General features: G+C 60.7%; 22 protein-coding genes and 1 pseudogene. 11 read left to right on the plus strand and 12 right to left on the minus strand.

Going from position 1 to position 22,206, the window contains the following annotated elements; translation table 11 throughout:
- The first annotated feature begins 325 nt into the window (after nt 1–325).
- Complete coding sequence (locus GTU76_RS21110; protein ID WP_016983282.1) at nt 326–757, plus strand: nuclear transport factor 2 family protein; 432 nt, start codon at nt 326–328, stop codon at nt 755–757.
- 146 nt (nt 758–903) lie between these two features.
- On the opposite strand, the gene GTU76_RS30600 is transcribed toward GTU76_RS21110, so the two are convergent.
- Nucleotides 904–1,767 carry a methyl-accepting chemotaxis protein gene (locus GTU76_RS30600; RefSeq protein ID WP_412071516.1) on the minus strand — a complete coding sequence of 288 codons (864 nt, stop codon included), beginning with the start codon at nt 1,765–1,767 and terminating at the stop codon, nt 904–906.
- Nucleotides 1,762–2,538 (minus strand): annotated as a pseudogene (locus GTU76_RS30605) (MCP four helix bundle domain-containing protein); the annotation flags it as partial. The gene GTU76_RS30600 and the pseudogene GTU76_RS30605, both read right to left, overlap by 6 nt.
- A gap of 224 nt (nt 2,539–2,762) precedes the next feature.
- Here GTU76_RS30605 and sodC point away from each other — a divergent pair.
- From sodC to GTU76_RS21130, 3 genes are all read left to right on the plus strand, one after another.
- Nucleotides 2,763–3,284 carry a superoxide dismutase family protein gene (gene sodC, locus GTU76_RS21120; protein WP_016983280.1) on the plus strand — a complete coding sequence of 174 codons (522 nt, stop codon included), beginning with the start codon at nt 2,763–2,765 and terminating at the stop codon, nt 3,282–3,284.
- 159 nt (nt 3,285–3,443) lie between these two features.
- Nucleotides 3,444–3,758 carry a DUF2388 domain-containing protein gene (locus GTU76_RS21125; RefSeq protein ID WP_016983279.1) on the plus strand — a complete coding sequence of 105 codons (315 nt, stop codon included), beginning with the start codon at nt 3,444–3,446 and terminating at the stop codon, nt 3,756–3,758.
- Nucleotides 3,759–3,838: 80 nt separating this feature from the next.
- Entirely contained in the window at nt 3,839–4,240 is a 402-nt protein-coding gene (locus GTU76_RS21130; protein ID WP_016983278.1) for a hypothetical protein, read from the plus strand.
- On the opposite strand, the gene ligD is transcribed toward GTU76_RS21130, so the two are convergent.
- Genes ligD through GTU76_RS21145 form a run of 3 tightly spaced genes read right to left on the minus strand, consistent with a single transcriptional unit; the run spans nt 4,241 to nt 9,191 of the window.
- Nucleotides 4,241–6,832: a DNA ligase D gene (ligD, locus tag GTU76_RS21135; protein WP_180699499.1), complete on the minus strand. Its 2,592-nt coding sequence runs from the start codon at nt 6,830–6,832 to the stop codon at nt 4,241–4,243.
- 17 nt (nt 6,833–6,849) lie between these two features.
- The gene (locus GTU76_RS21140; RefSeq protein ID WP_180699500.1) at nt 6,850–7,803 is read right to left on the minus strand and encodes a methyltransferase; all 954 of its coding nucleotides are present in this window, start codon (nt 7,801–7,803) and stop codon (nt 6,850–6,852) included.
- 11 nt (nt 7,804–7,814) lie between these two features.
- Nucleotides 7,815–9,191: an iron-containing redox enzyme family protein gene (locus tag GTU76_RS21145; RefSeq protein ID WP_180699501.1), complete on the minus strand. Its 1,377-nt coding sequence runs from the start codon at nt 9,189–9,191 to the stop codon at nt 7,815–7,817.
- A gap of 314 nt (nt 9,192–9,505) precedes the next feature.
- Here GTU76_RS21145 and GTU76_RS21150 point away from each other — a divergent pair, with 314 nt between their 5' ends.
- Nucleotides 9,506–9,964 (plus strand): REP-associated tyrosine transposase, encoded by a 459-nt coding sequence (locus GTU76_RS21150; protein WP_180699528.1) that lies wholly within the window; start codon nt 9,506–9,508, stop codon nt 9,962–9,964.
- A 92-nt stretch (nt 9,965–10,056) separates the two neighbouring features.
- Here GTU76_RS21150 and GTU76_RS21155 read toward each other — a convergent pair whose 3' ends face one another.
- A complete protein-coding gene (locus GTU76_RS21155) occupies nt 10,057–10,839 on the minus strand; it encodes a tellurite resistance TerB family protein (protein ID WP_180699529.1) in 783 nt (260 codons plus the stop codon).
- A gap of 260 nt (nt 10,840–11,099) precedes the next feature.
- On the opposite strand from GTU76_RS21155, the gene pcsA reads away from it, so the two are divergent.
- A complete protein-coding gene (pcsA, locus tag GTU76_RS21160; RefSeq protein ID WP_180699502.1) occupies nt 11,100–11,822 on the plus strand; it encodes a phosphatidylcholine synthase in 723 nt (240 codons plus the stop codon).
- Between the two features lie 152 nt (nt 11,823–11,974).
- Here the strand turns inward: pcsA and GTU76_RS21165 are convergent, their stop codons facing one another.
- Both GTU76_RS21165 and GTU76_RS21170 read right to left on the minus strand, forming a co-directional pair.
- Complete coding sequence (locus GTU76_RS21165) at nt 11,975–12,787, minus strand: class I SAM-dependent methyltransferase (RefSeq protein ID WP_180699503.1); 813 nt, start codon at nt 12,785–12,787, stop codon at nt 11,975–11,977.
- 33 nt (nt 12,788–12,820) lie between these two features.
- Nucleotides 12,821–13,093: a DUF4242 domain-containing protein gene (locus GTU76_RS21170; protein ID WP_180699504.1), complete on the minus strand. Its 273-nt coding sequence runs from the start codon at nt 13,091–13,093 to the stop codon at nt 12,821–12,823.
- 225 nt (nt 13,094–13,318) lie between these two features.
- Here GTU76_RS21170 and GTU76_RS21175 point away from each other — a divergent pair, with 225 nt between their 5' ends.
- Entirely contained in the window at nt 13,319–13,780 is a 462-nt protein-coding gene (locus GTU76_RS21175) for a GNAT family N-acetyltransferase (protein ID WP_180699505.1), read from the plus strand.
- A 17-nt stretch (nt 13,781–13,797) separates the two neighbouring features.
- On the opposite strand, the gene GTU76_RS21180 is transcribed toward GTU76_RS21175, so the two are convergent.
- From GTU76_RS21180 to GTU76_RS21190, 3 genes are read right to left on the minus strand one after another with little or no spacing between them, the layout of a single operon-like run.
- A complete protein-coding gene (locus GTU76_RS21180; protein WP_180699506.1) occupies nt 13,798–15,009 on the minus strand; it encodes a cytochrome c biogenesis protein DipZ in 1,212 nt (403 codons plus the stop codon).
- 37 nt (nt 15,010–15,046) lie between these two features.
- Nucleotides 15,047–15,385 carry a hypothetical protein gene (locus tag GTU76_RS21185; protein WP_180699507.1) on the minus strand — a complete coding sequence of 113 codons (339 nt, stop codon included), beginning with the start codon at nt 15,383–15,385 and terminating at the stop codon, nt 15,047–15,049.
- A gap of 29 nt (nt 15,386–15,414) precedes the next feature.
- Nucleotides 15,415–15,678 carry a DUF2790 domain-containing protein gene (locus GTU76_RS21190; protein ID WP_180699508.1) on the minus strand — a complete coding sequence of 88 codons (264 nt, stop codon included), beginning with the start codon at nt 15,676–15,678 and terminating at the stop codon, nt 15,415–15,417.
- 297 nt (nt 15,679–15,975) lie between these two features.
- On the opposite strand from GTU76_RS21190, the gene GTU76_RS21195 reads away from it, so the two are divergent.
- From GTU76_RS21195 to GTU76_RS21210, 4 genes are all read left to right on the plus strand, one after another.
- Complete coding sequence (locus GTU76_RS21195) at nt 15,976–16,716, plus strand: response regulator (RefSeq protein ID WP_016983266.1); 741 nt, start codon at nt 15,976–15,978, stop codon at nt 16,714–16,716.
- Complete coding sequence (locus tag GTU76_RS21200) at nt 16,713–18,020, plus strand: sensor histidine kinase (protein ID WP_016983265.1); 1,308 nt, start codon at nt 16,713–16,715, stop codon at nt 18,018–18,020. The genes GTU76_RS21195 and GTU76_RS21200 overlap by 4 nt, the downstream gene beginning before the upstream one ends.
- A 241-nt stretch (nt 18,021–18,261) precedes the next feature.
- The gene (locus GTU76_RS21205) at nt 18,262–20,445 is read left to right on the plus strand and encodes a hypothetical protein (RefSeq protein ID WP_180699509.1); all 2,184 of its coding nucleotides are present in this window, start codon (nt 18,262–18,264) and stop codon (nt 20,443–20,445) included.
- On the plus strand, nt 20,432–21,460 hold the full coding sequence (locus GTU76_RS21210; protein ID WP_180699510.1) for an NAD(P)/FAD-dependent oxidoreductase: 1,029 nt from the start codon (nt 20,432–20,434) through the stop codon (nt 21,458–21,460). The genes GTU76_RS21205 and GTU76_RS21210 overlap by 14 nt, the downstream gene beginning before the upstream one ends.
- Before the next feature lies 1 nt (nt 21,461).
- Here GTU76_RS21210 and GTU76_RS21215 read toward each other — a convergent pair whose 3' ends face one another.
- Complete coding sequence (locus GTU76_RS21215) at nt 21,462–22,202, minus strand: HvfC family RiPP maturation protein (RefSeq protein WP_180699511.1); 741 nt, start codon at nt 22,200–22,202, stop codon at nt 21,462–21,464.
- Nucleotides 22,203–22,206: the final 4 nt, after the last annotated feature.

A 22,206-nucleotide genomic window follows, 5' to 3' on the forward strand; every position in this document is an offset into this window, starting at 1 on the left:
TTGAGCGACAGGGATTCCGTCGGCCCGCCCAGAGGCAAGCAAACTGAATAAGGTCAAACCAAGTTGGCGCGAAGAATATCACGTCAGGGCAAACCCGCGCGTCTGTTCCCGACTTGAGAGTCTTTTTCCGCTCAGGGACTTATCGGCCGCCAGTCGCTGAACATGACCCTCGGATGAGTGCGCCGACTCAAATCACCCTGCATTCAAGTGTAGTTTCCCAGCGATCAAGCGCTTTTCTGCAGTGCATTACTGACGAATTTTCTGCTAGGTTGTACGACGACTGACAAACAAGTCGTCAACCCATAACAACAAGGAAACAATCTCAATGACCAAGACCCGACTGCTGATCGGCTTTCTCTGTGCCTTTAACGGTTACGCCATGGCCGCGTCTGCCCCGGCAGAAAAAGATGTCGCCCAAGCGGTGGATCATCTGACCCAGGCGATGCTGCACAAGGACATCGCCGAGTTGAACGCCCTCACCGCGCCCAACCTGACCTACGGCCACTCCAGCGGCAAGATTCAGGACAAGAAGGAATTCATCGCCGACATTGAAACCGGCAAGAGCGCGTTCAAGACCCTGGAAATGCAGAATCAGACCATCACCCTGTCCGGCGATACCGCGCTGGTGCGCCACCACTTTTCCGCGCAAGCGTTGAAGGGGACCGAGGTGATACCAACGGAGATCGAGAATTTTCAGATCTGGCAGAAGCAGGGTGGCAAGTGGTTGCTGGTGGGGCGGCAGGCGTTCAAGTTCTGAGGGCAATGATCTAGCCTGAATGAACGTTGGCCAAGCGGGCCTCTTCGCGAGCAGGCTCGCTCCCACAGGAGAACGCATTCCAATGTGGGAGCGAGCTTGCTCGCGAAGGCGGCAGCCCGGCTTGCACAAATCCACTGCCCTCCCCGTTATAACCGAAACCGATCCACCGACTGCGCCAACTGCCCCGCCAGACTCGACAATTCATCGGTGGTATTTGCGGTTTGCCCGATCACACGGCTATTACCCTCGGACATCCCGGCAATCATTTCCACCTGATGGGCAATCTCGTTACTGGCCTGGCTCTGCTCGCCAATCGTGCGGGTGATGTCGTTGACCAGTTGCGTCGTGCTCAACGTCGCCTCGAGGATCTCGCGAATAGCCCGCTCGACATCCGCCGTCACCGCCATACCCTTGTCGACCTGCGCGACGCCCGCCTCCATGCTGCTGACCGCCTCGCGGGTGCTGTGCTGAATGCGCGCGACCATCGCGGCGATTTCCTGGGTAGAAGCGCTGGTACGTGCCGCCAGACTGCGCACTTCATCCGCGACCACCGCAAAGCCCCTGCCCTGCTCCCCGGCCCGGGCCGCTTCAATGGCGGCATTGAGCGCCAGCAGGTTGGTCTGGTCGGCAATGCTCTTGATTACCTGAATGATGTTGAAAATGGCTTCTGACTCCTGATCCAGCGTGCGGATCACCTGTGCCGACTGTTGCGCCGAGCGCGCGATATCGTCCATGTCGCTGACCACTTGATGAATCACGCCGCCGCCCTCCTTGGCCAGGGTTTCGGCTTGACTGGCCATGCTCAGGGCCCGTTCGGCGTGGCGGGTGATTTCCTCGATGCTCGCGGTCATCTGGCTGGCGGCTGCGGCCATGGTGCCGGCAGCCACGCTTTGCTGCTGGCTGCTGTCGGCGACCTGATGGCAGCCCTGGCTGAGTTGTTCGCTCATGCCACTGACGCCGTGAGCATTGCGCCGCACCACATCGATCATGTTGCGCAAGTCGCGCTGCATGGTCGCTAGTGTGCGGATCAAGCCACTGGCTTCGTCCTTGCCGGACGGCTCGGCGATCGGCTCGCTGAGGTTGCCGTGGGCGATGCTTTCGGCGATGCGACTGGCGGTCTTCAACGGCCCCATAATGCTCAGAATCACCCAGCGCCCCTGAATCAACAGCAGCACGAGGCTGGCGAGCAACACCACACCGAGCGCAACGTTGGCGCTGTGGATAGCTGATTCGGTTGCAGCGCTGGTCTGCCGCGTATTGGACTCGATCAACTCGCTCAACGCGGCCATTTGTTCTTCAAGCTGACCAAACGCCGTGTTGAAGGTGCCCAGTTCCCGTTGAGCGGCATCAGGATTGTCCAGCGCCAATCCGACGATCCGCTCGCCAGTGTTGATGTAGGTATCGAGGCCAGGCTTGATCTGCTCCAGCGCCGTGCGCAATGTCGGGTTGATCGGCAACTTGAGGTTTTCCTCGAGCACCTCGCGAAAATGCCCGGCATGCTCATTGATCGAATCGCGCACCTCGCTCGCAGTGCTGGTACTTTTGCCCAGCCCGACCAGCATCGCCGAGTAGACATCGGCGCGCAGGGCGTCGTGCATCATGTCGGCTTCCATGTGGTTGCGCAGCGCGCTCATGCTGACCGCGTTGTCGCTGACCGCCGAGGCCATCCGCTGGTTGCCGACGTAACTGACCAGACTCACGATCAACGCCGTCAGCAGACTTGTCACAATCAGCAACACTAAACGCAGTTTGATCGACACCGGGTTTTCCTCTCTCGTCACGCCCGTAAGCGCTTGTCAGCCTTCAGTTAAGCCTATTTGTGCAGGTCTGCCGCGCCAGAGCGTGTCAGCAGGTGTCGGCGTGCAGACAGAATGCCGTAAAACTTTCCAATTGCGCGGAAAGTCTCACTTTTCAACGCGAGCGGACACGGCCTTCATCGCCGGTTAATGCCGGCAGGCTATTGAATCCGTCGCTCTGAACATTCGTACAGCAAAAGGAAACGCCTATGAAACGCGCATTGTGGTTGGGTTTGCTCGGCACCTTCGCCATCGGTACCGCGCAGGCGGCAACGGAAAAAGTCGCCATCAATCTGGTCAGTGCCGACGGCGCGCCGCAAGCGATCGGCTCGGTCACTATCAGTGAGACCGCATATGGCCTGTTGTTCACGCCCGATCTGAAATCCCTGCCGGCCGGCGTGCACGGTTTCCACGTGCATGAAAACGGTAGCTGTGAAGCCGGCATGAAGGACGGCGTCAAAGGCGCCGCACTGGCCGCAGGCGGGCATTTCGATCCGCAGAAAACCGGCAAGCACCTCGGCCCCTACGCCGACGGCCATTTGGGTGATCTGCCGGCGGTCTACGTGACGGCTGACGGCGTCGCCAACTACCCGGTACTCGCGCCGCGTCTGAAAAAGATCGCCGAAATCAAGGGTCACGCGCTGATGATCCACGCCGGTGGCGACAACCACGCTGACATGCCCAAACCGCTGGGTGGTGGCGGTGATCGCATGGCCTGCGGGGTGATTTGACCCGCCGTAGCCTGAAGCCGGGCAACCCACAATGGCGTTGCCCGCGTCTGTCTTGCAATAGCGCAGACTTTCCAGCGTCACGGAACTCCCGCCCCCCGCGCCCCTCTCACATTATGTAGTCCTTCCCTTTTTGCTTCGCGCTTGTGGAGGAACACCGTCATGCGCAAGTTAGTGCTCGTTTCTTCTTTACTCCTATGCCTGCCGGTCGGCTCGGCGTTGGCCCGTGTTGATGCGGGTGACGTCGCCACTTCGGCCGGCGTCTCCGCGTCGCTGTACTCGACCTTCAAGGATCACAAAATGGTGATTCCAGCCCGTGACGACTTGTCTGCGTTTGTCGCCAGTGGCGGGGCCATTCGTGGGGTTTATCTTGAATCGGTGCTGCAACAGGTTCGCCAGGACAATCCTGGCATCAACGCCAGCGATGAAGATCTGGCCAACGCGATTCTGGTGCATTACGAAGGGCTGAATCAGTAGCCGTCACGGATAAAGCAGCCGATGGATGGCCGCTGACGGCGCATAGGCAAAACTGTCCGACGGCCTCTATGATGGAGGCCATGACGACTTCTGTGCCCTTGCGCTCCCCCTGCCCGCCCGGCGCCTGCATTTGCGGGCGCGACCCGTTGCTGGAGACTCCAGGTTCGGATCTGCGCATCCTGCGTCTGACTCGTGAGGAAGAGAAAGTCTTGCTCGCGCGGCTGGAAAAACTCAAAGACCTCGCTGACCTCGCACACCTGCAAAAGCGCATGTTCGAGCAATTGGGCATTCGCGTGGACGTCGCTCCCGGTTTCAATGAAGTGCGGACGATGCGCGGTATCGCCATTCAGATCGACGAGTTACCGGGCCTGTGCCGCAAGACGCGGGCGGCGATTCCGGCGGCGATTCGCCGCGGACTGGAAAATCGCCCGGACATCGCCTTCGAACTGCTCAACGCCCACGACTTGCTGCGCGACACCTGATCACTTTTTCAGACCCAAGCGTTTACGCATCTCGGCGGTAATGCTCTGGCGGGTTTTCTTCATATCAGCCCATGGCTCGTCGCCAACCTCCGCCAACCGCTCATGAACGTTGTGCACATTCCACTGATTGCCGCCTTTGATCTCGGCGACCTCCTCACGAAACAGCGGCACCGACACCGGCAATCCTTCGCGGGTGCGCGCCGCATAGGCGCAAATGGTGGTGGCGCCCAGACCGTTGCGCAGGTAATCGATAAAGATCCGCCCGACGCGGTTTTTCGGCCCGGACACCGCAGAAAAGCGGTCCGGCAACAGCTTGGCGATATGACTGACGATAGCGTGGCTGAAGTCCTTGACCTCGTCCCAGCCAAGTTTGCGGGTCAGCGGCACGACCAGGTGAATACCCTTGCCACCGCTGGTTTTGAGGAACGCCTTGAGGCCCAGCTCATCGAGCACGGTCAAGGTCAGCGCCGTCGCTTCGACCATGCTTTTCCACGGCAATGCCGGATCCGGGTCAAGGTCGAGTACGAAGCGGTCAGGCTTGTCCAGATCGACCGTGGTTGCGTTCCAGGTGTGCAGTTCGACGGTGCTCATCTGCACTGCGCCGATCAGCGCTTCGGCGTTGTTGATCAACATTACCGGTTGCCCGGTGACGTCCTTGTCCAGCGTGGTGATGCCGGGGATCGCCAGGCGTTCGGCATTTTTCTGGAAGAACAATTCGCCGGCGATGCCGTCCGGGGCGCGCACCAAGGCGACCGGGCGCTCCTTGAGTTGCGGCAGGATCCACTCGGCGACGCTGGCGTAGTATTCGGCCAGTTGCATCTTGGTGGTGCCGCTGGCGGCATCGATGACTCGATCGGGGTGAGTAATGCGCACCTTGCCGTTGGCCAGTCCGAGCTGTGACGGCGCCGTGTCGGCGTTGCTCGCCGAGGCCTTTTTCGGCGGTTTCTTCGTAGACGTTTTCTTCTCTGCAGTTTTCACCGGTTTCGCTCGCTCCTCAGTGATGTCCTTGGCTGGCTTGTCGTCGCGCAAGCCATGGAACACGGCGTGGCGCACTGAACCGTCCTTGGTCATTTCGGCAAACGCCACCTCTGCCAAGAGCTTCGGTTTCAACCAATGCACACCTTTGACCTCGAACCCGCTGGGTGGATTGACCACCGCCGCCTTCTTCACTTGCAAGGGTTTGAGTTGGGCCAGAATGCTTTTCAACGTCGACTCGTTGAAACCGGTGCCGACCTTGCCGGCGTAGCGTAATTCGCCACTGTCGCGATCGTGCAGCCCCAGCAACAATGCACCGAAGGCACTGCGCGAGCCCTTCGGATCGGTGTATCCGACGATCACAAACTCCTGGCGGTGTTTGCACTTGAGCTTGATCCAGTCGCCACTGCGCCGCGACACATAGGGAGAGCCGAGGCGTTTGCCGATCAGCCCTTCCATCTGCATCTGGCAGGCACTGTTGAGCAGTGCGTCCGGAGTTTCATCGAAGGCTTCGGAGAAGTGCAGCAACGGTTGTTCATGGCTGCCGAGCACCGTGGCCAGCGCCGCGCGACGTTCCTCGACCGGCACTTCGCGCAGATCAACGCCGTTGAGATACGGCAGGTCGAACAGGTAGTAGAGAATGTTGCCGCTGCTTCCACCTTCAAAAGCATTTTGCAGGGCCTGAAAGTCCGGCACGCCGTATTCGTTGGCGACGACCATTTCTCCGTCCAGCCACGCCGATTCCAATCCCAGCGCGGCCAGGGCTGCAGCCTGTTGCGGCAACTTGTGCGTCCAGTCATGGCCGTTGCGGGTGAACAGTTGCACCTGATCATGATCAATCCGCGCCATGATCCGGTAGCCATCGAATTTGATCTCGTAGCTCCACTGCCCTTCGGGTGCGCTATCGACCAGCGTGGCCAGCTCCGGCTTGAGTTGTGCCGGCAGTTTCGCCTTGTGCGCGCCGGTGAGCTTGCCGGTCGCTTGCTTGCGCGCCTTGGCCGGGGCCTTCTTCGGCGGTTTGCTTTGCTCTGCGGCCAACTTGGGCTTGGTTACAAGGGTTCGCTCGCTCAGCACGCTGTCCGGCTCGGCGACCAACACATCGTAATCATCTTGCGGGCGAGCGGCGCTGTCCTGATGCTTGATCAGAAACCAGTTCTCCTTCTTGCCCGGCATGTGCGTGCGCACCAGATTCCAGATGCCGCCGAGCTTTTCGCCTTGCAGCTCGAACTTGAGCTTGCCCTTGGCGTAGGCCTTGTGCGGATCTTCCAGCGGAATCCACACACCGCGATCCCAGACGATCACATCGCCAGCACCGTAATGCCCTTCGGGGATGCTGCCCTCGAACGTCGCGTAATCCAGCGGATGATCCTCGACATGCACCGCCAGACGCTTGACCTTGGGATCGAGCGACGGCCCTTTCGGCACGGCCCAGCTCTTCAAGGCGCCATCGAGTTCCAGACGAAAGTCATAGTGCAGGTGCGAAGCGTCGTGCTTCTGGATGCAGAACTGCAACGCGTGATCCGTGGCGGTTTTACGCCCGGAGCGCTTGACGGCGGCCGGCTCGGACGTCGCCGAGAAATCGCGCATGCGGTTGTAGTCGTCAAGGTTTCTGCTCATTGCGCACCTGCCTTGCTTCAGCCAATTCGGGTCACGGTCAACGCCACCACGGCGATCCGGTCGACCCGTTGATAACCGGGGTTGAGCAGCTCCTCGCCGAAGACATCCGGATCAAGTTCGCGATACGTCCAGCCGAAGCGCTGTTCATCGAGTCGCGGCAGCACGGTGTCAAGAAACGGATCGCGACCATCAACCATCGCCACGCCGGTATAAAGCAGCAACGAGCCGCCAGGTGCCAGCCGATTCAGCGCCTGTTCGACGATGCGCAGCGACAGCCCAGCGCCCAGCGTGCCGCCACCGTGGCGATAGGCGCGTTCCGCTGGATCGGCCATGTACGGTGGGTTGGCGACGATCAGGTCGAACTCACCGTCAACGCCTTGCAACAGATCACTGGCGCGCACTTCGACGTTGCCGACTTCTGCCAGCGCCGCATTGATCGCAGTCAGACGCAGCGCTGCAGGGTTGATGTCCAGCGCCAGCACTTGTGCCTCGCGACGGGCACGGCCGATCACAATCGCACCGACCCCAGCGCCACAGCCAATGTCCACCGCGCGATGGATCGGCGCGAAATTCTGTTGCAGGTGAGCGTGGATCAGTTGCGCAAAACGGTAGGTGTCGGGGCCGAAAAACACCGCATCAGCAGCCTCGGTAGGGAACGCCGAATGCACGAACAGCAAATCATCCAGGCTTGACCAGCGCACACGACTTTTCAACTGACCTTCGTAGGTATCAATGACCTGAGCGTCTTGCAGCTGCCGCTGTTCATCGGCCGACAACAACCCCGGTGCGAATGGACGCGACCAACCGAACACATCGCGCAAGGAGTCGGCCATCTGACCCTCGTCACGCTGGTTGACCCGTTGATGGGTCAACGGCGTCGGGGTGACGAACCGATATCCGTCTGCCAACAAGCGCCGGCCCAGTTGCAGCAGCACGAGGTCGTTGGTACAGAGTTGTTCTTCCTGATTCATCGGCAAGGTCCTTAAGGCAAACGGGATTTGAGTTCGATAAAACGGCGGGTAGCGAGCAGCCCGGCCGGATGCGCATGACGGGCCGGGGCGAGCCAGGGGATCAGAATCGCCATCTGCGCCAATCCGTCCCGACCTTGCAGCGCGGCGTTGAGCGCCTGTACGTCGGGATCCTGTTCAAGCCCTTCGATGGGCGCTGCGGGATGACTGTGCCGCCGAACAGGTTTCGCTTTATCCGACGGCGTCCAGTCGCCAGCGATCCAGTCGTGCACCAGTTGTTTTTCGTAGGCATTGAACACGCCAAACATCGCCGCACCGTCGCCCGCGATCAGTTGCCAAAAACGGCTGGCCTGCGGGTCTTCGTGGCGTTTGATCCAGCCCTTGTTCTGCAACGCTTGAAGAAAACCGGGCAATTGTTCCGGTGCAGCCAGCCACTGATTGACGGTCTGCCCTTCGAAGCGGCAGTAATCGGAGTGCATGTGCTGGGCGAATGGGCACTTGCGCTCGAGCATCGCCAGCAACTCGTGCTCTAGGTCGAAACCCTCGATGATTGCGCGACTGCCCTGCCCCAGGTCGTTGAGCCGATAGCCCAGCGATACCCGGCGTAGAAACTCGGTGCGATCGGCTTCAAGCGGTAGTAGATCGAGCGCTGCTTGCACGGCTTTTTGTGCATGGCCGGTGCTGGCGTTATCGATGGTCACATGCAGGGTGAAATAGTACGGATCGATGCCCAGCTCACTGAGTTCGTAACTGCTGATCAACAGGTGCAACGGCAGTTGTTCATAGCCGAGGTTGTAGCCGATCACCTCGGGCAAGTAATCCGCGCCACAGACACCGAGCGCCAGTTGTATCGCGCCTTGCAGGTAGCGTTCATCGTCGATGGCGCTGCTGTCCTGCAGATCGTGCTCGGCGAGCAATTTCTGGTAAATCACCACGTGGTTCTGCGCCGGATTGCCTTCGCCCAGTTCTTCCAGAAAGGTGCGCAGCAAGCCTTGGAAACGCGGGTCCTGCCAGCGCGGCAGCAGGCCAGAAAGCCAGGCACCATCAACCAGTTTGGTCGGCGCTACCGCTTGCAGGAAATACAGCGCCTGCGCCTTGCCACGGAAGAATTGCCGAGGCCCACCGGCCTTGCGCTGTTGCAGATAGTCGGCGTATTGCCGGGCGACATCGGCGCAATGTTCGGCTACCCACGAGTGCCACGTCGCCGGGTCTTCGGGCAGGGAATCGGAGAGTTGCGCGGCGTGTTGCAGTTGCTCCTGCAAAAACGTCCGCGCAAGGTCTTGTGAATTGTCATCGCGCAACAGCGCATCATAGACCTGCCGAATGCTTCCGGCGGCGTTCATCACATGCGGTTGGTCAGGCGCAGCCTGCAGGTGTGTCAGGACAGTCATGGCAAAGTTCTCGGTCGATTGACAGGGCGCTGTTCCACACGCCTCTACAGCAGCAGAGAGCCAGCGCCTGCGAAAAATTCAATCGACGTGAAAATTGCCCGGACGGACGGCCGTCTGCGCGATCCTCGCACACACTGAATTCCTCTGTAGGAGCTGCCGAAGGCTGCGATCTTTTGATTTTGATTTTAAAAACAAGATCAAAAGATCGCAGCCTTCGGCAGCTCCTACAGGGTTACATCGTGCAACGGATTGAGTTCGCGTAAGGGCGAGGGATGGCTAACGTTCAGGAACGATGTTTTTGGGAGGGCAAAGGAATGCCTATTGCTGCAAAGGCGTGTGGATTACGCAAGGGACGCTATAGCGAGGCTGGACGTATTTATCTGCTCACCGCCGTCGTTTACGAACGTCAGTCAATGTTTTCGGATTGGCGTTTGGGAAGACTGCTGGTAGAGCAAATGCGTGCAGCCAATGACGAGGGAATGGTTCAGTCGCTGGCGTGGGTGGTGATGCCGGATCATCTGCATTGGCTGATTGAATTGAAACAAGGTTCATTGGCAGCGCTCATGTGCCGCGTGAAATCGCGCAGTTGTCGTTCGATCAATCTCAAGCGCGGCAGTCAGGGACGGTTATGGCAACGCGGTTACTACGACCGGGCGTTGCGTCGCGATGAAGATCTTAAAGCGGCGGCCCGATATATCGTTATGAACCCGTTGCGCGCCGGATTGGTTCGGCGTGTGGGGGACTACCCGTTGTGGGATGCAATCTGGCTTTGAAGATCAAAAGATCGCAGCCTTCGGCAGCTCCTACATGGAATGATGTACACCCTGTAGGAGCTGCCGAAGGCTGCGATCTTTTGATTTTGCTTTCAGGCCTGGCCTTTGGCCTGCTGTTCCAGATGCACCTGCAAATCCGGGTCGATCTGCAACGCGGCTGCCAGTTCATCCAGATAACTGCGCTCGGCGTCCTGCTGGTCATCCACCAGCAGGACGCTGGCCAGGTACATTTCGGCGGCGACGGCCGGATCCCCATTTGCCGACTGCGCCACTTCTGCGGGATCCAGCGGCTTGGCGACTTCGGCGTCGAGCCATTGCTGCAACTGCGGATCATCGGTGTGTTTGCCGATTTCGCTGCTGATCAGGTGTTTCTCGGATTCATCGATACGCCCGTCAGCCTTGGCCGCGGCGATCAAGGCGCGCAGCACCGCATGGCTGTGTTCTTCAATTTCCGGGCCGGCCAGCAGGTTAGCCGTTTGCGGCGTTTGTGACGGTGCCGAACTGGCCTGGCTGCGTTGCCAGGCTTGATACGCCTGGAACGCCATCATCCCCAGCGAGGCCAGCGCCGCATAATTGGTACCACCGGAACGACTTTGCGTGCCGCCACCGCCGCCCAGCGCCCCACCCAGTGCGCCACCCAGGCCGCCACCGGCACCGCCGCCGAGCAAACCACCGAGCAAACCACCGAGCAAGCCGCCCAAGCCGCCAAGTCCACCGGCAGATCCGCCGCCGCTGGCCGCGCCCGAGCCGCCTCCGAGCAGACCACCCAGCAAGCCACCAAGGCCGCCCAGACCCGCACCGGCAGACGCTGAAGATTGTTGACCTGCCGAGGCCTGGCCTCGCAGCAGTTGTTCGAGCAAATCGCTGGTGTTCATGACGTCATCCTCAAGCATTGGCAGTAACTGCGTCTGGCAACGATAGACCCGTGCGGCCTTAGCGCCAGCACCGTTTGGCTGATGCTCGAAGCCCTGACGAATTTCGCCAACGTATTTTTTCGCCGGCCAGCTAAGATTGATCAATGGTGAACCTTATCCCGGCCAGACCGGTCGATAGCTGCAACCCCGACCCGGTTTGCCGGCGCCCTTATTGTCCAAGGGTGATACCCGGCTTGCTTCACTTTCTGGAGAACGCCCCCGTGATATCGACCGTACACATCGCCAGGCTCAAAGCATGGGGCGCCCATGGTTTTACCGCGACTGGCGTGGTCACTGCCTTTCTGGCCACCCTCGCCCTTTTGGAAAACCAGCCGACCCACTGCCTGATGTGGCTGGGCGTGGCGCTGATTGTCGACGGCCTCGACGGCGCGCTGGCGCGCAAGGTCAACGTGCAATCGGTGCTGCCGAGCTTCGATGGTTCGATCCTCGATCTGGTGATCGATTACCTGACGTACGTGTTCATTCCGGCACTGTTCATCTATCGCTACGTGCCATTGCCCTACTACACCCTGCTGCTGACCGTGTCGCTGATTCTGGTGTCGTCGCTGTTCTGCTTCTGCAACGTCAACATGAAGAGCAAGGACAACTACTTTGTCGGCTTTCCGGCGGCGTGGAATGTGGTCGCGCTGTGCCTTTACATCATCGGGCCGGGGCCGTGGATCACCTTCCTGACCGTGATCGGCCTGGCGTTGCTGACGGTGACGCGAATGAAGTTCCTGCACCCGTTCCGCGTGCGCCGGTTCATGCCGATCAACATTGCGGTGACAGCGATCTGGCTGCTGTGCAGTTTGTCGCTGGTGCTCAACCACCCGGTGATCAACCCGTTGGTGATGGGGTTGTGGTTGCTGATGTCGGCGTATTTTCTGGGGATCTGCATCTGGCGTACGGCGCTTGAGTGGTTTGAGCGGCCGCAGGTGAAATAGGCATTCCACGCCAACTACATTTACCCTTGTGGGAGCGAGCCTGCTCGCGAAAGCGCTGTGTCATTTAACTTAGATGTTGTCTGACACTCCGTCTTCGCGATCAGGCTCGCTCCCACAGGGGATCACCACAAATCTGAAATCGGTTGTGTGCCTCAGCGCTTAGTAATCACCACCTCCAGATACTCGCTCGGCACCACCAGCGACTCCTCCCCCGCCCTATTCAAACGATTGAGCAAATCCGCCAGATCACTCTCCAGCGCCTGCCCGCTCTCCGGCGGCAATGCCGCGAAGGCCTTGTGCACCGGCCCGTACCAATGGCGGAAAATGTCGATGAAGTGCGCGGCCGAGCGATAGCGAAAATTGAACTCGCGCCGCGTCACGCGCAGTAGAAAGTCACGGTCATCGAAATGCTTGTGCAGCCAGGCATCGGAGCCCCAATTCGAGGGGGGCTGGGCACCGGCAGGCGGTGGCAGATGCCGGCCAAGGGTCTTGAACATCTGCCCAACGAACCCTTCTGGCGTCCAGTTGGCTAGACCGATCCGCCCGCCCCGCCGACAGACCCGGCCCAGTTCACTCGCTGCCTTGTCCTGATCCGGTGCGAACATCACGCCAAAAGTCGACAGCACGGCGTCGTAGCTCTCATCGGCAAACGGCAATGCCTCGGCGTCAGCGACCTGAAACGTCACGTCGAGATGCTCTGCGCGGGCACGATCCTGGCCGCGTTCCAGCAGCGCCGCGACATAGTCGGTCGAGGTGACCAGACAACCGCGTCGCGCCGCTGCCAGCGTGGCATTACCGTTGCCGGCGGCGACATCCAGCACCTCTTCATCGCAACGCAGGTCGCAGGCTTCGGCGAGGTTTTCGCCGACTATTTGCAATGTGGTGCCGATCACGGCGTAGTCGCCACTGGCCCAGGCGACTTTCTGGCGTTCCTTCAAGGCAGTCAGATCAATCGGGGTACTCATGAACGTGAGCTCCGCTGCAGGTTGGGCCGGTGATCATTCGGCCGTGGTCGGATCGATGACCGTCACCACACGCGCCACACTGTTGGCCGGAAAACCACCGAGTCTGGCGTGTTCGCGTACCTGCTCTTCATCAGGTGCGATGTACACGCAATAGACTTTGTCAGCGGTGACGTAACTCTGCAGCCACTGCACCTGCGGGCCAAGTTCGCGCAACGCCTGACACGACGTTTGCGACACAGCCTGAAGTTCTGCTTGCGACAGCTTTCCGGCCCCTGGAATCTCGCGTTCAATCACGAATTTCGGCATGGCAACCTCGCGCTCTTGTTATGTGGCAAGGCCGGCAGTGACCCTGCTCCTGCACTATCGCGCCGAGACCGCCCGGCGTCCCTGCCAATCGTCTGTCAACCCCGCAAAACCGGGGGTTTGCCGATGAGCGGCGGAAATCTGTAAAGCGGCTGGAACACCTTGAGCATTGCCAAGGTTCGGCTATTGGTTTCTGATGCGTTCTCGCTTCTGGAACGGACTCGACTGATGTCACTGAAAATCGATTGGCTCGCACACCACATGCACCACAGCGACCGTTATGCCCAATGGATCCACCAACAATTCCCCTACGAATACGTCGACCACCCGCTGGCCGAGTGGCAGCGTGAATTTGCCGAGGGCCAAAGCAATGGCGACTGGTCCTGTCTGATCGCCATGGACGGTGAACACCTGCTCGGCGGCGCCGCGCTGGCACGCGATGACCTTGCCCTGCGCCCTGATCTCGGACCTTGGCTGGCCTGCGTGTTTGTCAGCCCCGACGCACGCGGGCAAGGTCTGGCGGAACGCTTGATTGAGGGGGTTTGCCGGGAGGCGAAAGACTGCGGGTTTGCGCGTCTGTATCTGCACACACAGAACAAGCAGGGCTACTACGCCAAGCGCGGCTGGCAAGTCGTGGAGCGCTTTCGTGCCTGGGACAACGAGCAATGGCTCATGGTCCGCGACCTTTGAGCCATTGGTTTGGCTGATCAAGCGGCAGGCGCCTTCGCCTCTTGCAGCAACTGCTGGATCATCTGCTCCTGCGCTTCGTAGCGACCTTCGCCGAAGTGGCTGTAACGCACCTGCCCCTTGGCGTCGATCAGGTAATGCGCCGGCCAGTACTGATTGTCGAAGTTGCGCCAGATCGCATAGTTGTTATCGATGGCCACCGGGTAGGTGATGCCGAGCTTTTTCACCTGATCCCTGACGTTGTCGATGATCCGCTCGTAACCGTACTCAGGGGTGTGGACACCGATCACCACGAGCCCGTCTTTTTCGTATTTCTTCGCCCAGTCTTTGACGTACGGCAAGGTGTGCTGGCAGTTGATGCAGTCGTAGGTCCAGAAGTCCACCAGCACCACTTTGCCGCGCAGGGACTCAGCGCTCAGGTCGGGCGAGTTCAGCCATTGCACTGCGCCGGCCAGCGACGGCATCGCGCCTTTGCCCTCCTCCATCGGCGAGTCCGCACGGACTTTGCTGACAAAGTAGTCGACCACTTTCGGCACGTTCTCCAACACGCTTTTTTCGACGCTGGCGACGCCTTCAGAGGAGGTCTTCGCCAATAAGGTTTTATCCAAGCCGGTGGCAATCACCGCTGCCGTCGCCAGTACCGCAACCCCGGCACCACGGCGCAACCAGCCGGTGAACGGGATCGACGGTTTCAGGCGATTGACCAAGCCGCGTCCGGTGAAAATCAGCGTGCCCAGCGACAACGCACTGCCGGCGCCATAGGCCAGCAGCAACAGGCTGGTCTGCGCGCTGGCGCCTTGCAGCATGGCGCCGGTGAGGATCACGCCGAGAATCGGCCCGGCGCAGGGTGCCCACAGCAATCCGGTGGCCACGCCGAGCATGATAGACCCCATCGGCCCGGCCTTTTTCCGCGTGTCCGGATCGAGGCGGTTGCCGAGCATCACGAACGGTCGTGTCAGCCAGTCGCCGATGCGCGCCGAGATCAGCGACAAGGCGAACACGCTCATCACGATCAACGCGACATAACGTCCGCTGTTGCTGGCTTGAATCACCCACTCACTGCTGACGACCGCCAGGCTTGAGATCAGCGCGAAAGTCAGGGCCATGCCGCCGAGGGCCAGCATTATCGAAGCGCGACTGCGCTGGGCGCCGGCAAACAGAAACGGCACCACCGGCAGGATGCAGGGGCTGAGCACGGTCAGCAGACCGCCGAGGAATGCGATGAGGTACATAGTGAGTCACCCTTGATCAATGAATGTGACAAGCCGTTCAGGCGCTCTGGCTTTCCAGCCAATGGCTCTGCGGCGTACGGCTGGCGCCGTTCTCGGCAAACATCTGGCCCTGCGGCGTGCGGCTGGAACCGTCCGCGGCAAACATCTGGCTCTGCGGCGTGCGGCTGGAACCGTCTGCAGCAAACATCTGGCCTTGTGGTGTGCGGCTGGAGCCGTCTGCTGCGATCAAGCCGTCGCTGCCCTGCTGGGCCACCGGCGTCAGTTGGAAGCAGGTATTGCTGTGGCAGCTATGCTGTTCAACCGCGGCGTTGGCGTGGGCGGCGACGCCGGCGAGAGAGAAAGCGATGGCAGTCAAAAAGCGCGATACGTTGTTCATGGCTGTTTCCTTCTATAAAGAGTGATGACTCAGTTGTCGTTGTTGCAGCCGTCGGCGAATTTGCTGTAATCGAGCACGCGGGTCTGACCGGCCGAATCGAGGTAGGTCATGCGCGCCTCGACAATCCCGCAAACCACCGAGTTGTCCTGTTTCAGCGAGATCACTTTCTGGATATCCAGGTGGGTGCCGTAGGTGTAGGTTTGCGGAGTGACAGCGGCTTCGGCACGGGCCGACAGCGTGCAGATGTTCAGGGCGGCAAACAGGCAGGCGGCGATTACGGATTTGTTGTTCATGGCGTTTTCCTCAAGGCTTCAGTTGGGTTTGAGCCGAGGCGATCTGTGTGGGCCTCGATGGAGCCTATTTGAGGCTCGCGAGGTATCGCGTCTGTGTCAGGAACAGGCGCGTTTCAATCGCTGTGTATCCCTGCCATCGAGGGATACACAGCGATACAAAACCCTGGAAAAACCGCGTTTTTGCGTTCCCGTGTATCCAGCGATACGGCAGATACACTGCAATACAAAGGCAGGCAGGCGAGCCGCAGCAGGCTCGATACACTGCACGGCAGTCCCTTTTGATAGAGGTTTACACCGATGGATCATGTCGATCACATTCTCATCGTCGACGACGACCGCGAGATCCGTGAACTGGTGGGCAACTACCTGAAGAAAAACGGCCTGCGTACCACCGTGGTCGCCGATGGCCGGCAGATGCGCAACTTTCTCGAAGCCAACACCGTCGACCTGATCGTGCTCGATATCATGATGCCCGGCGACGATGGCCTGCAGCTGTGCCGCGAACTGCGCGTGGGCAAACACAAGGCCACGCCGGTGCTGATGCTGACCGCGCGCAACGATGAAACCGATCGCATCATAGGCCTGGAAATGGGCGCCGACGATTACCTGACCAAGCCGTTCGCCGCCCGCGAATTGCTCGCGCGGATCAACGCCGTGCTGCGCCGCACGCGGATGCTGCCGCCGAATCTGGTGGTCACCGAGGCCGGTCGCTTGCTGGCCTTCGGTCGTTGGCAACTGGACACCTCGGCCCGTCACTTGCTGGACAAGGACGGCACCATGGTCGCCCTCAGCGGCGCCGAATACCGCTTGCTGCGGGTGTTTCTCGATCACCCGCAACGGGTGCTCAGCCGCGACCAGTTGCTCAATCTGACCCAGGGTCGTGATGCCGATCTGTTTGATCGCTCGATCGATTTGCTGGTCAGCCGTTTGCGTCAGCGTCTGCTCGATGATGCGCGCGAGCCGGCCTACATCAAGACCGTGCGCAGCGAGGGTTATGTGTTCTCGCTGCCGGTCGAAATTCTCGGTGCCCCGGCATGAGCGTCAATCTGCACTGGCCGCGCACCCTCGCCTCGCGCCTGTCGCTGATTTTCCTGATTGGCCTGTTGCTCGCCCAGGCGCTGTCGTTCGGCGCGCAGTATTACGAACGTTACCAAAGCGCCAAGAACACCATGCTCGGCAATCTGGAAACCGACGTCTCGACCTCGATTGCGATCCTTGATCGCTTGCCTGCCGAAGAGCGCCCTGCCTGGCTCGAGCGTCTGGCGCGAAGAAATTATGGCTACCTGTTGAGCGAAGGCGAACCGGGCACGCCGATCGAGGCTGGTGATGTGCCGGTGGCTGTCACCTCGATCACCGAAGCCATTGGTGAACGCTATCCGCTGACCTTCACCGATATTCCCGGGCCGAAGAAACACTTTCAAGGCCATCTGCGCCTGAGCGACGGCAGCCCGGTGACCATCGACGTGCGCCCCGCCATGGTCCCGTTGTCACCCTGGTTGCCGGCGGTCTTGCTCGGTCAACTGGCGTTGATGATCGCCTGCACCTGGCTGGCGGTGCGCATCGCGATCCGTCCGCTGACCCGCCTGGCCAACGCCGTGGAAACCCTCGACCCCAACGCCCACCCGATCAACCTCGACGAAAGCGGCCCGAACGAAGTGGTCTACGCAGCACGGGCGTTCAACACGATGCAGGCGCGCATCGCCGCCTACCTCAAGGAACGCATGCAACTGCTGGCGGCGATTTCCCATGACCTGCAAACGCCGATCACGCGGATGAAACTGCGCGCCGAACTCATGGACGATTGCGCCGAGAAAGACAAACTGTGGAATGACCTCAGCGAGATGGAACATCTGGTGCGCGAAGGCGTGGCCTACGCACGCAGCATCCATGGCTCGACCGAAGAAAGCCGCCGCACCAACATGGATTCCTTCCTCGAAAGCCTGGTGTTCGACTATCAGGACATGGGCAAACAGGTGCAACTGGTCGGCAAGAGTACGGCCGTCATCGACACCCGTCCTCATGCGTTGCGCCGAGTGCTGGTGAACCTCACCGACAATGCACTGAAGTTCGCTGGCGCCGCCGAAGTCTGGGTCGAAGCCAACAAGGGCAGTCTGGCGATCACCGTCATGGATCGCGGCCCGGGCATCGCCGATGCCGAACTGGCGCAGGTGCTGCAACCGTTTTATCGCGTGGAAAACTCGCGCAATCGCGATACCGGTGGCACCGGACTAGGCTTGGCCATCGCCCAGCAACTGGCCATGGCGCTGGGTGGTTCGCTGACCTTGAGCAACCGCAAGGGCGGCGGGTTGTGTGCTGAGCTGAAGTTGCCGCTGCAACTCTGATCGGTTCCACGGCAGCTGTTTAAACGCTACCGACAGGCGCCAGTCGGTAGCCTGCACACTGCAGCGCCAATGCCTACAACCTCATCAGAATCCACTGACTGTGCGCCTTGGCAGGTGCGCTTATCGTTGTGCTGCCCGTTTCGCACTGATCACCACTGGTCGCCACTGTCAGATCTGACAGTGGCGAGCCAGCGCCGGGCTGCGGTTCCATGACGATTGGCCCAACCTGTCGAGGCGCAACATGAATCTGCTCGAATCCGTCACTCAAGTGTGCAGGCGACTGGCGCCCGGCGGCTGGCATTCGCTGATGCTCGCGCATGGCCTGGACCTGCTCGCCGAACCGCTGGCGGCGGAATTGCAAAAGCCACTGAACATTGATCGTTCATTGCCCGGGTTTGCCGATTTCGCACTGGCCGGGAGCCGCGCGATTGAAGCCGGCGCACCGGCGCGCAGCCTGCTCTACCACGCACTGGCCTCGCCCAACGTGCTCTGCGATGAGAACGGGCAAACGTTGCAGCTGTTTCCCACCGCCGCTGAGATCGAGACGGTGCTCGACTATGTCTACAGCGTCAGCCCGCCCACGCTCGACAGTCTGCGCAGCAAAGTGTTGGGCGCACCGTTGGCAATGGTCGCGTTTGCCAGTGAATATCGCTGCGCCACCGACACCGTGCATGGCCGGCATGCCGACTTGTGTTTCTCGCGCACCGGCATTGCCCGCGTCGGCACCGCCTCCGCGCGTTATGACGCCACGCTGCGCAGTTTCCTGCCCTTCGTCGACGATGACCCGCACGGCATCCGGGTGATGCCAGTGCGCTACAGCGCCTACATTGCCGTGCAACTGAAGGGCGATGCCGAACGCTTCGGACCGATGGATTTTCAGCTCGACGTCGATCCCGAACTGGATTTCTGGGTGCCTCTGCACAAGTTGTTCAATGGTTCGCAGTGCCTGCAAGCCATGAATCTGGCGTTAACGCTGGACAACCACCAGATCAACGAAAAACTGCGGCATATCCACTTACGCCACAGCGGCACCGGCTGGCAGGAACCGCAGATCAGCCAGCCGCCCTTCGTCGTGACCGACAATCTGGCGCATTGGGCACCAGTTACGGATGTCGGCCCCGGGCTTCTGGTGCCAGAGGCCAAATCCCGGCTGGTCGAGCCGGTCGCCTATCAGGGTCAACCATTGTCCTTTGTGATGCCGGCCAACAGTGGCGGCATGATTCACGGGCGTCACCGGGTCGAGGTGGATGGCAGCATCGAAGACCTGAACGCGTACGAGAATGTCGAGGAATTGGTGCGTCAGGGCGGTTATCGCGCCTTGCATTATCAGGACGGCACCGCTGATGGCTGGGTACGGCCACGGTGTCCGGCGCTGGAAAACAGTTTGCCGACGGTAGCGGCCTACTCGCTGATCGGCCCTCCGGACTTCTATCCGCTATGCAACCAACGCAAACTGTTGCACTGGGTCAGCGATGAACCGACGTTACCGAGCACCGATCTGTGGCATGCACGACTGGAGGCGCTTTCCAACGTCCGCTACTGCGCCAATCTGCATTTGCAGGATCAATTGTTCTCCCCCGCCGATCGTGGAGTGAGCGCTATCGTCGGTCTCGCCGATCCAGCCGGCATGCTGCAATCCACCACCATACTGCCGTCGCCATCGCGCCCGACCACTCTGCCCGACGGCGCCGCAGGGGTGTTCGGGCCTGGCTGGGAGGTCGGCTGGGTGCGCCAGCAGACCCCGGACGCTGAGTGGATCAACGTCCTCGCCGGTTATCAGATGGCCAGCCCGTTTCCCGAGGATGCGAAGATTTGCGCGGCGCTAGGTTCTTTCTGGCCCGGCGTGTCACCTGATTCGGCGCGGGTCTTCGAGCCGCGCTCGACACTGCACAGCATCATTCCGCTGACCGATCAGGAAACAGGCATGGGCGGCGATGTGGCCTGGGATGATCAGCGCGGTCCGCAACTGATCACTCAAGACGATCGGCTGATCGTCCAGTACCACGCGTACGCCCATGCCGACTACACCCAAGTGGCCCTCGATGGCCGGTTTTCCTTGAGCATGACCGGCCGCACCTCGCAAATGGCCTATCAGCATCGCGTACGGTCGATGTATCGCGTGTACCGCGTGCTCGGCGCCGCCAGCGACAAACCATTGCGTAATACCTGGCCGCTGTTGTCGTTCCTTGAAGTGCAGCGACCGAATGCCGAACTGGACACTGCGCAGGAGGAGTCCGGTCAAATCCTCGACGGCTGGGTTCAGCGCTTTTTGCTCTACAAACGCGGCGCCGTACAGAGCGCCAAACGTGATTTCAGGCTGCGCCACGTCGAGGTCGAAGAACTGGTGATCCTGCTGCTCAGCGCCGATAGGATCCTGATCAAACGCGACACGCTACCGTGGCAGGACGCCCATGAAGCATTTTGATGTGGTGATCGTCGGCGCCGGGCCTGCGGGCTGCGCAACGGCAATCAGTTGCGCCCGGCGTGGCCTGCGCGTGGCCTTGATCGAACGGCAACCGTTCCCACGGTTTCGCCCCGGCGAAAGCCTGCATCCGGGCATCGAACCGCTGCTGCAGCAACTGGGAGTCGCCGAGCAGTTGTGCGGTCACGCGGCCCGGCGCTTCGAAGGCCAATGGGTACAGTGGAATGGTACGCCGCGTTTCAACGGTTTTGGCACCGATGACAGCGGCATCTGGCAGGGTTTTCATCTCGAGCGAGCACAACTGGACGCGACGCTGCTGGCGCAAGCCGCCGCTTTGGGCGTTGAGGTAAACCAGCCCTGCCGGGCCCGGCGGGTGCTGACTCAGGCCAACCGGGTAATCGGCGTGGACACCGACAGCGGCTGCCTTTACGCGAGCTGCCTGATCGATGCCAGCGGCGCTCGCGACTGGCTGAGCCGCCAACTCGGCCTGACGACCCATAATTGTTCTGCGCCGCTGGTTGCACGTTACGGCTACTTGCACGGCTACAACGCAGCCTATGCGACGACTGCGCACTTGCTGGCCGACCCTGATGGGTGGACGTGGATTGCCCAGGTCGGGGATCGTTTGTTGCACTGGACGCGCCTGACCTTCGAACGCAACGCTCGGTCGGTGATGCTCCCCAAGGCTTTGCAATCGCTGCCTGCGATGGGCGCCATGCGCGGCGCCGATGTGACCTGGCGCCTCACGCCGGCCGCCGCCGGTGCCGGTTATTTTCTGGTGGGTGATGCCGCCAACCGGCTCGACCCGGCGTCTTCCCACGGCGTACTCAAGGCGTTGATGAGCGGCATGCAGGCCGCGCAAGCCGTGGCAGATAGCCTGCGCCAACCGGCCTGGCAAGTGCCTGTGCAGATGCAATATCGAGAATGGCTCATCGAAGGGTTCGCACGCGATGTGGCGCAACTGCGCAACTTCTATCGTCAGCATCCTTACCCACCGTCATGGTTGCCTGCCAACTGATTCAAACGACGCTGCCGAGCACAGCGTCCTCATGCAATTGCCGCAGCAATATCGATCCGTTGTCCATGAACGCAGCGGTTGCGGCCACCCCCGCCTCCACTGCCAAAGCTTGCAACTGCCGACGGCCATCAAGGGCGGGATATTCGTCGATACGCTGCAGCAACCGCCAAGCCAGCGGACTCAGTTCGGAAAACTTCACGTTCCAGTCAGCCGTGCGTCGCACCAGTAGCAAGGTCGGTTGAGCCGGTGGCGTGGCGGGCTGATTGTCCGGATCGAGTTCATGTACCGGCCAGGCATACGCCAACGGCCAGGCCAGTGCCGAGATCTGCAGCGGGCACTCCAGCAACAGCGCCGGATCCGTCGACGACAGCGGCTGAGCATCGGAATGCTGCAAAACCATCTCGACCCATTCGTAATGCGCCAGCTCCAGCAAAAACGCCGGCCACTCTCCTTCGCACAATACCTGCGGTTGCGTGGCCAGATAGTCGAGAAACGTTTCGGCGATCTCGCCGAACTTCGGTGTCTGCGCCCGCCAGTCACGCAGGAACCCTCGCACCAGCAGGCCCCAGCGTTGCTCACCGAGGATACGGATCAACACCGGAAACGTGCCGCTCAATAGTCGCAATACGTTGTTGAACACCAGATCACGATAGACATCGACCCGCGCCGCGTTCATGTCGGCCGGCGGCGCCTGACGTTCGGGATCGCGCAGGTATCGGGTCAGGGCCCGTTGTTGCTGCATCAGG

Source organism: Pseudomonas crudilactis (genome assembly GCF_013433315.1).
Taxonomy (GTDB): Bacteria; Pseudomonadota; Gammaproteobacteria; order Pseudomonadales; family Pseudomonadaceae; genus Aquipseudomonas; species Aquipseudomonas crudilactis.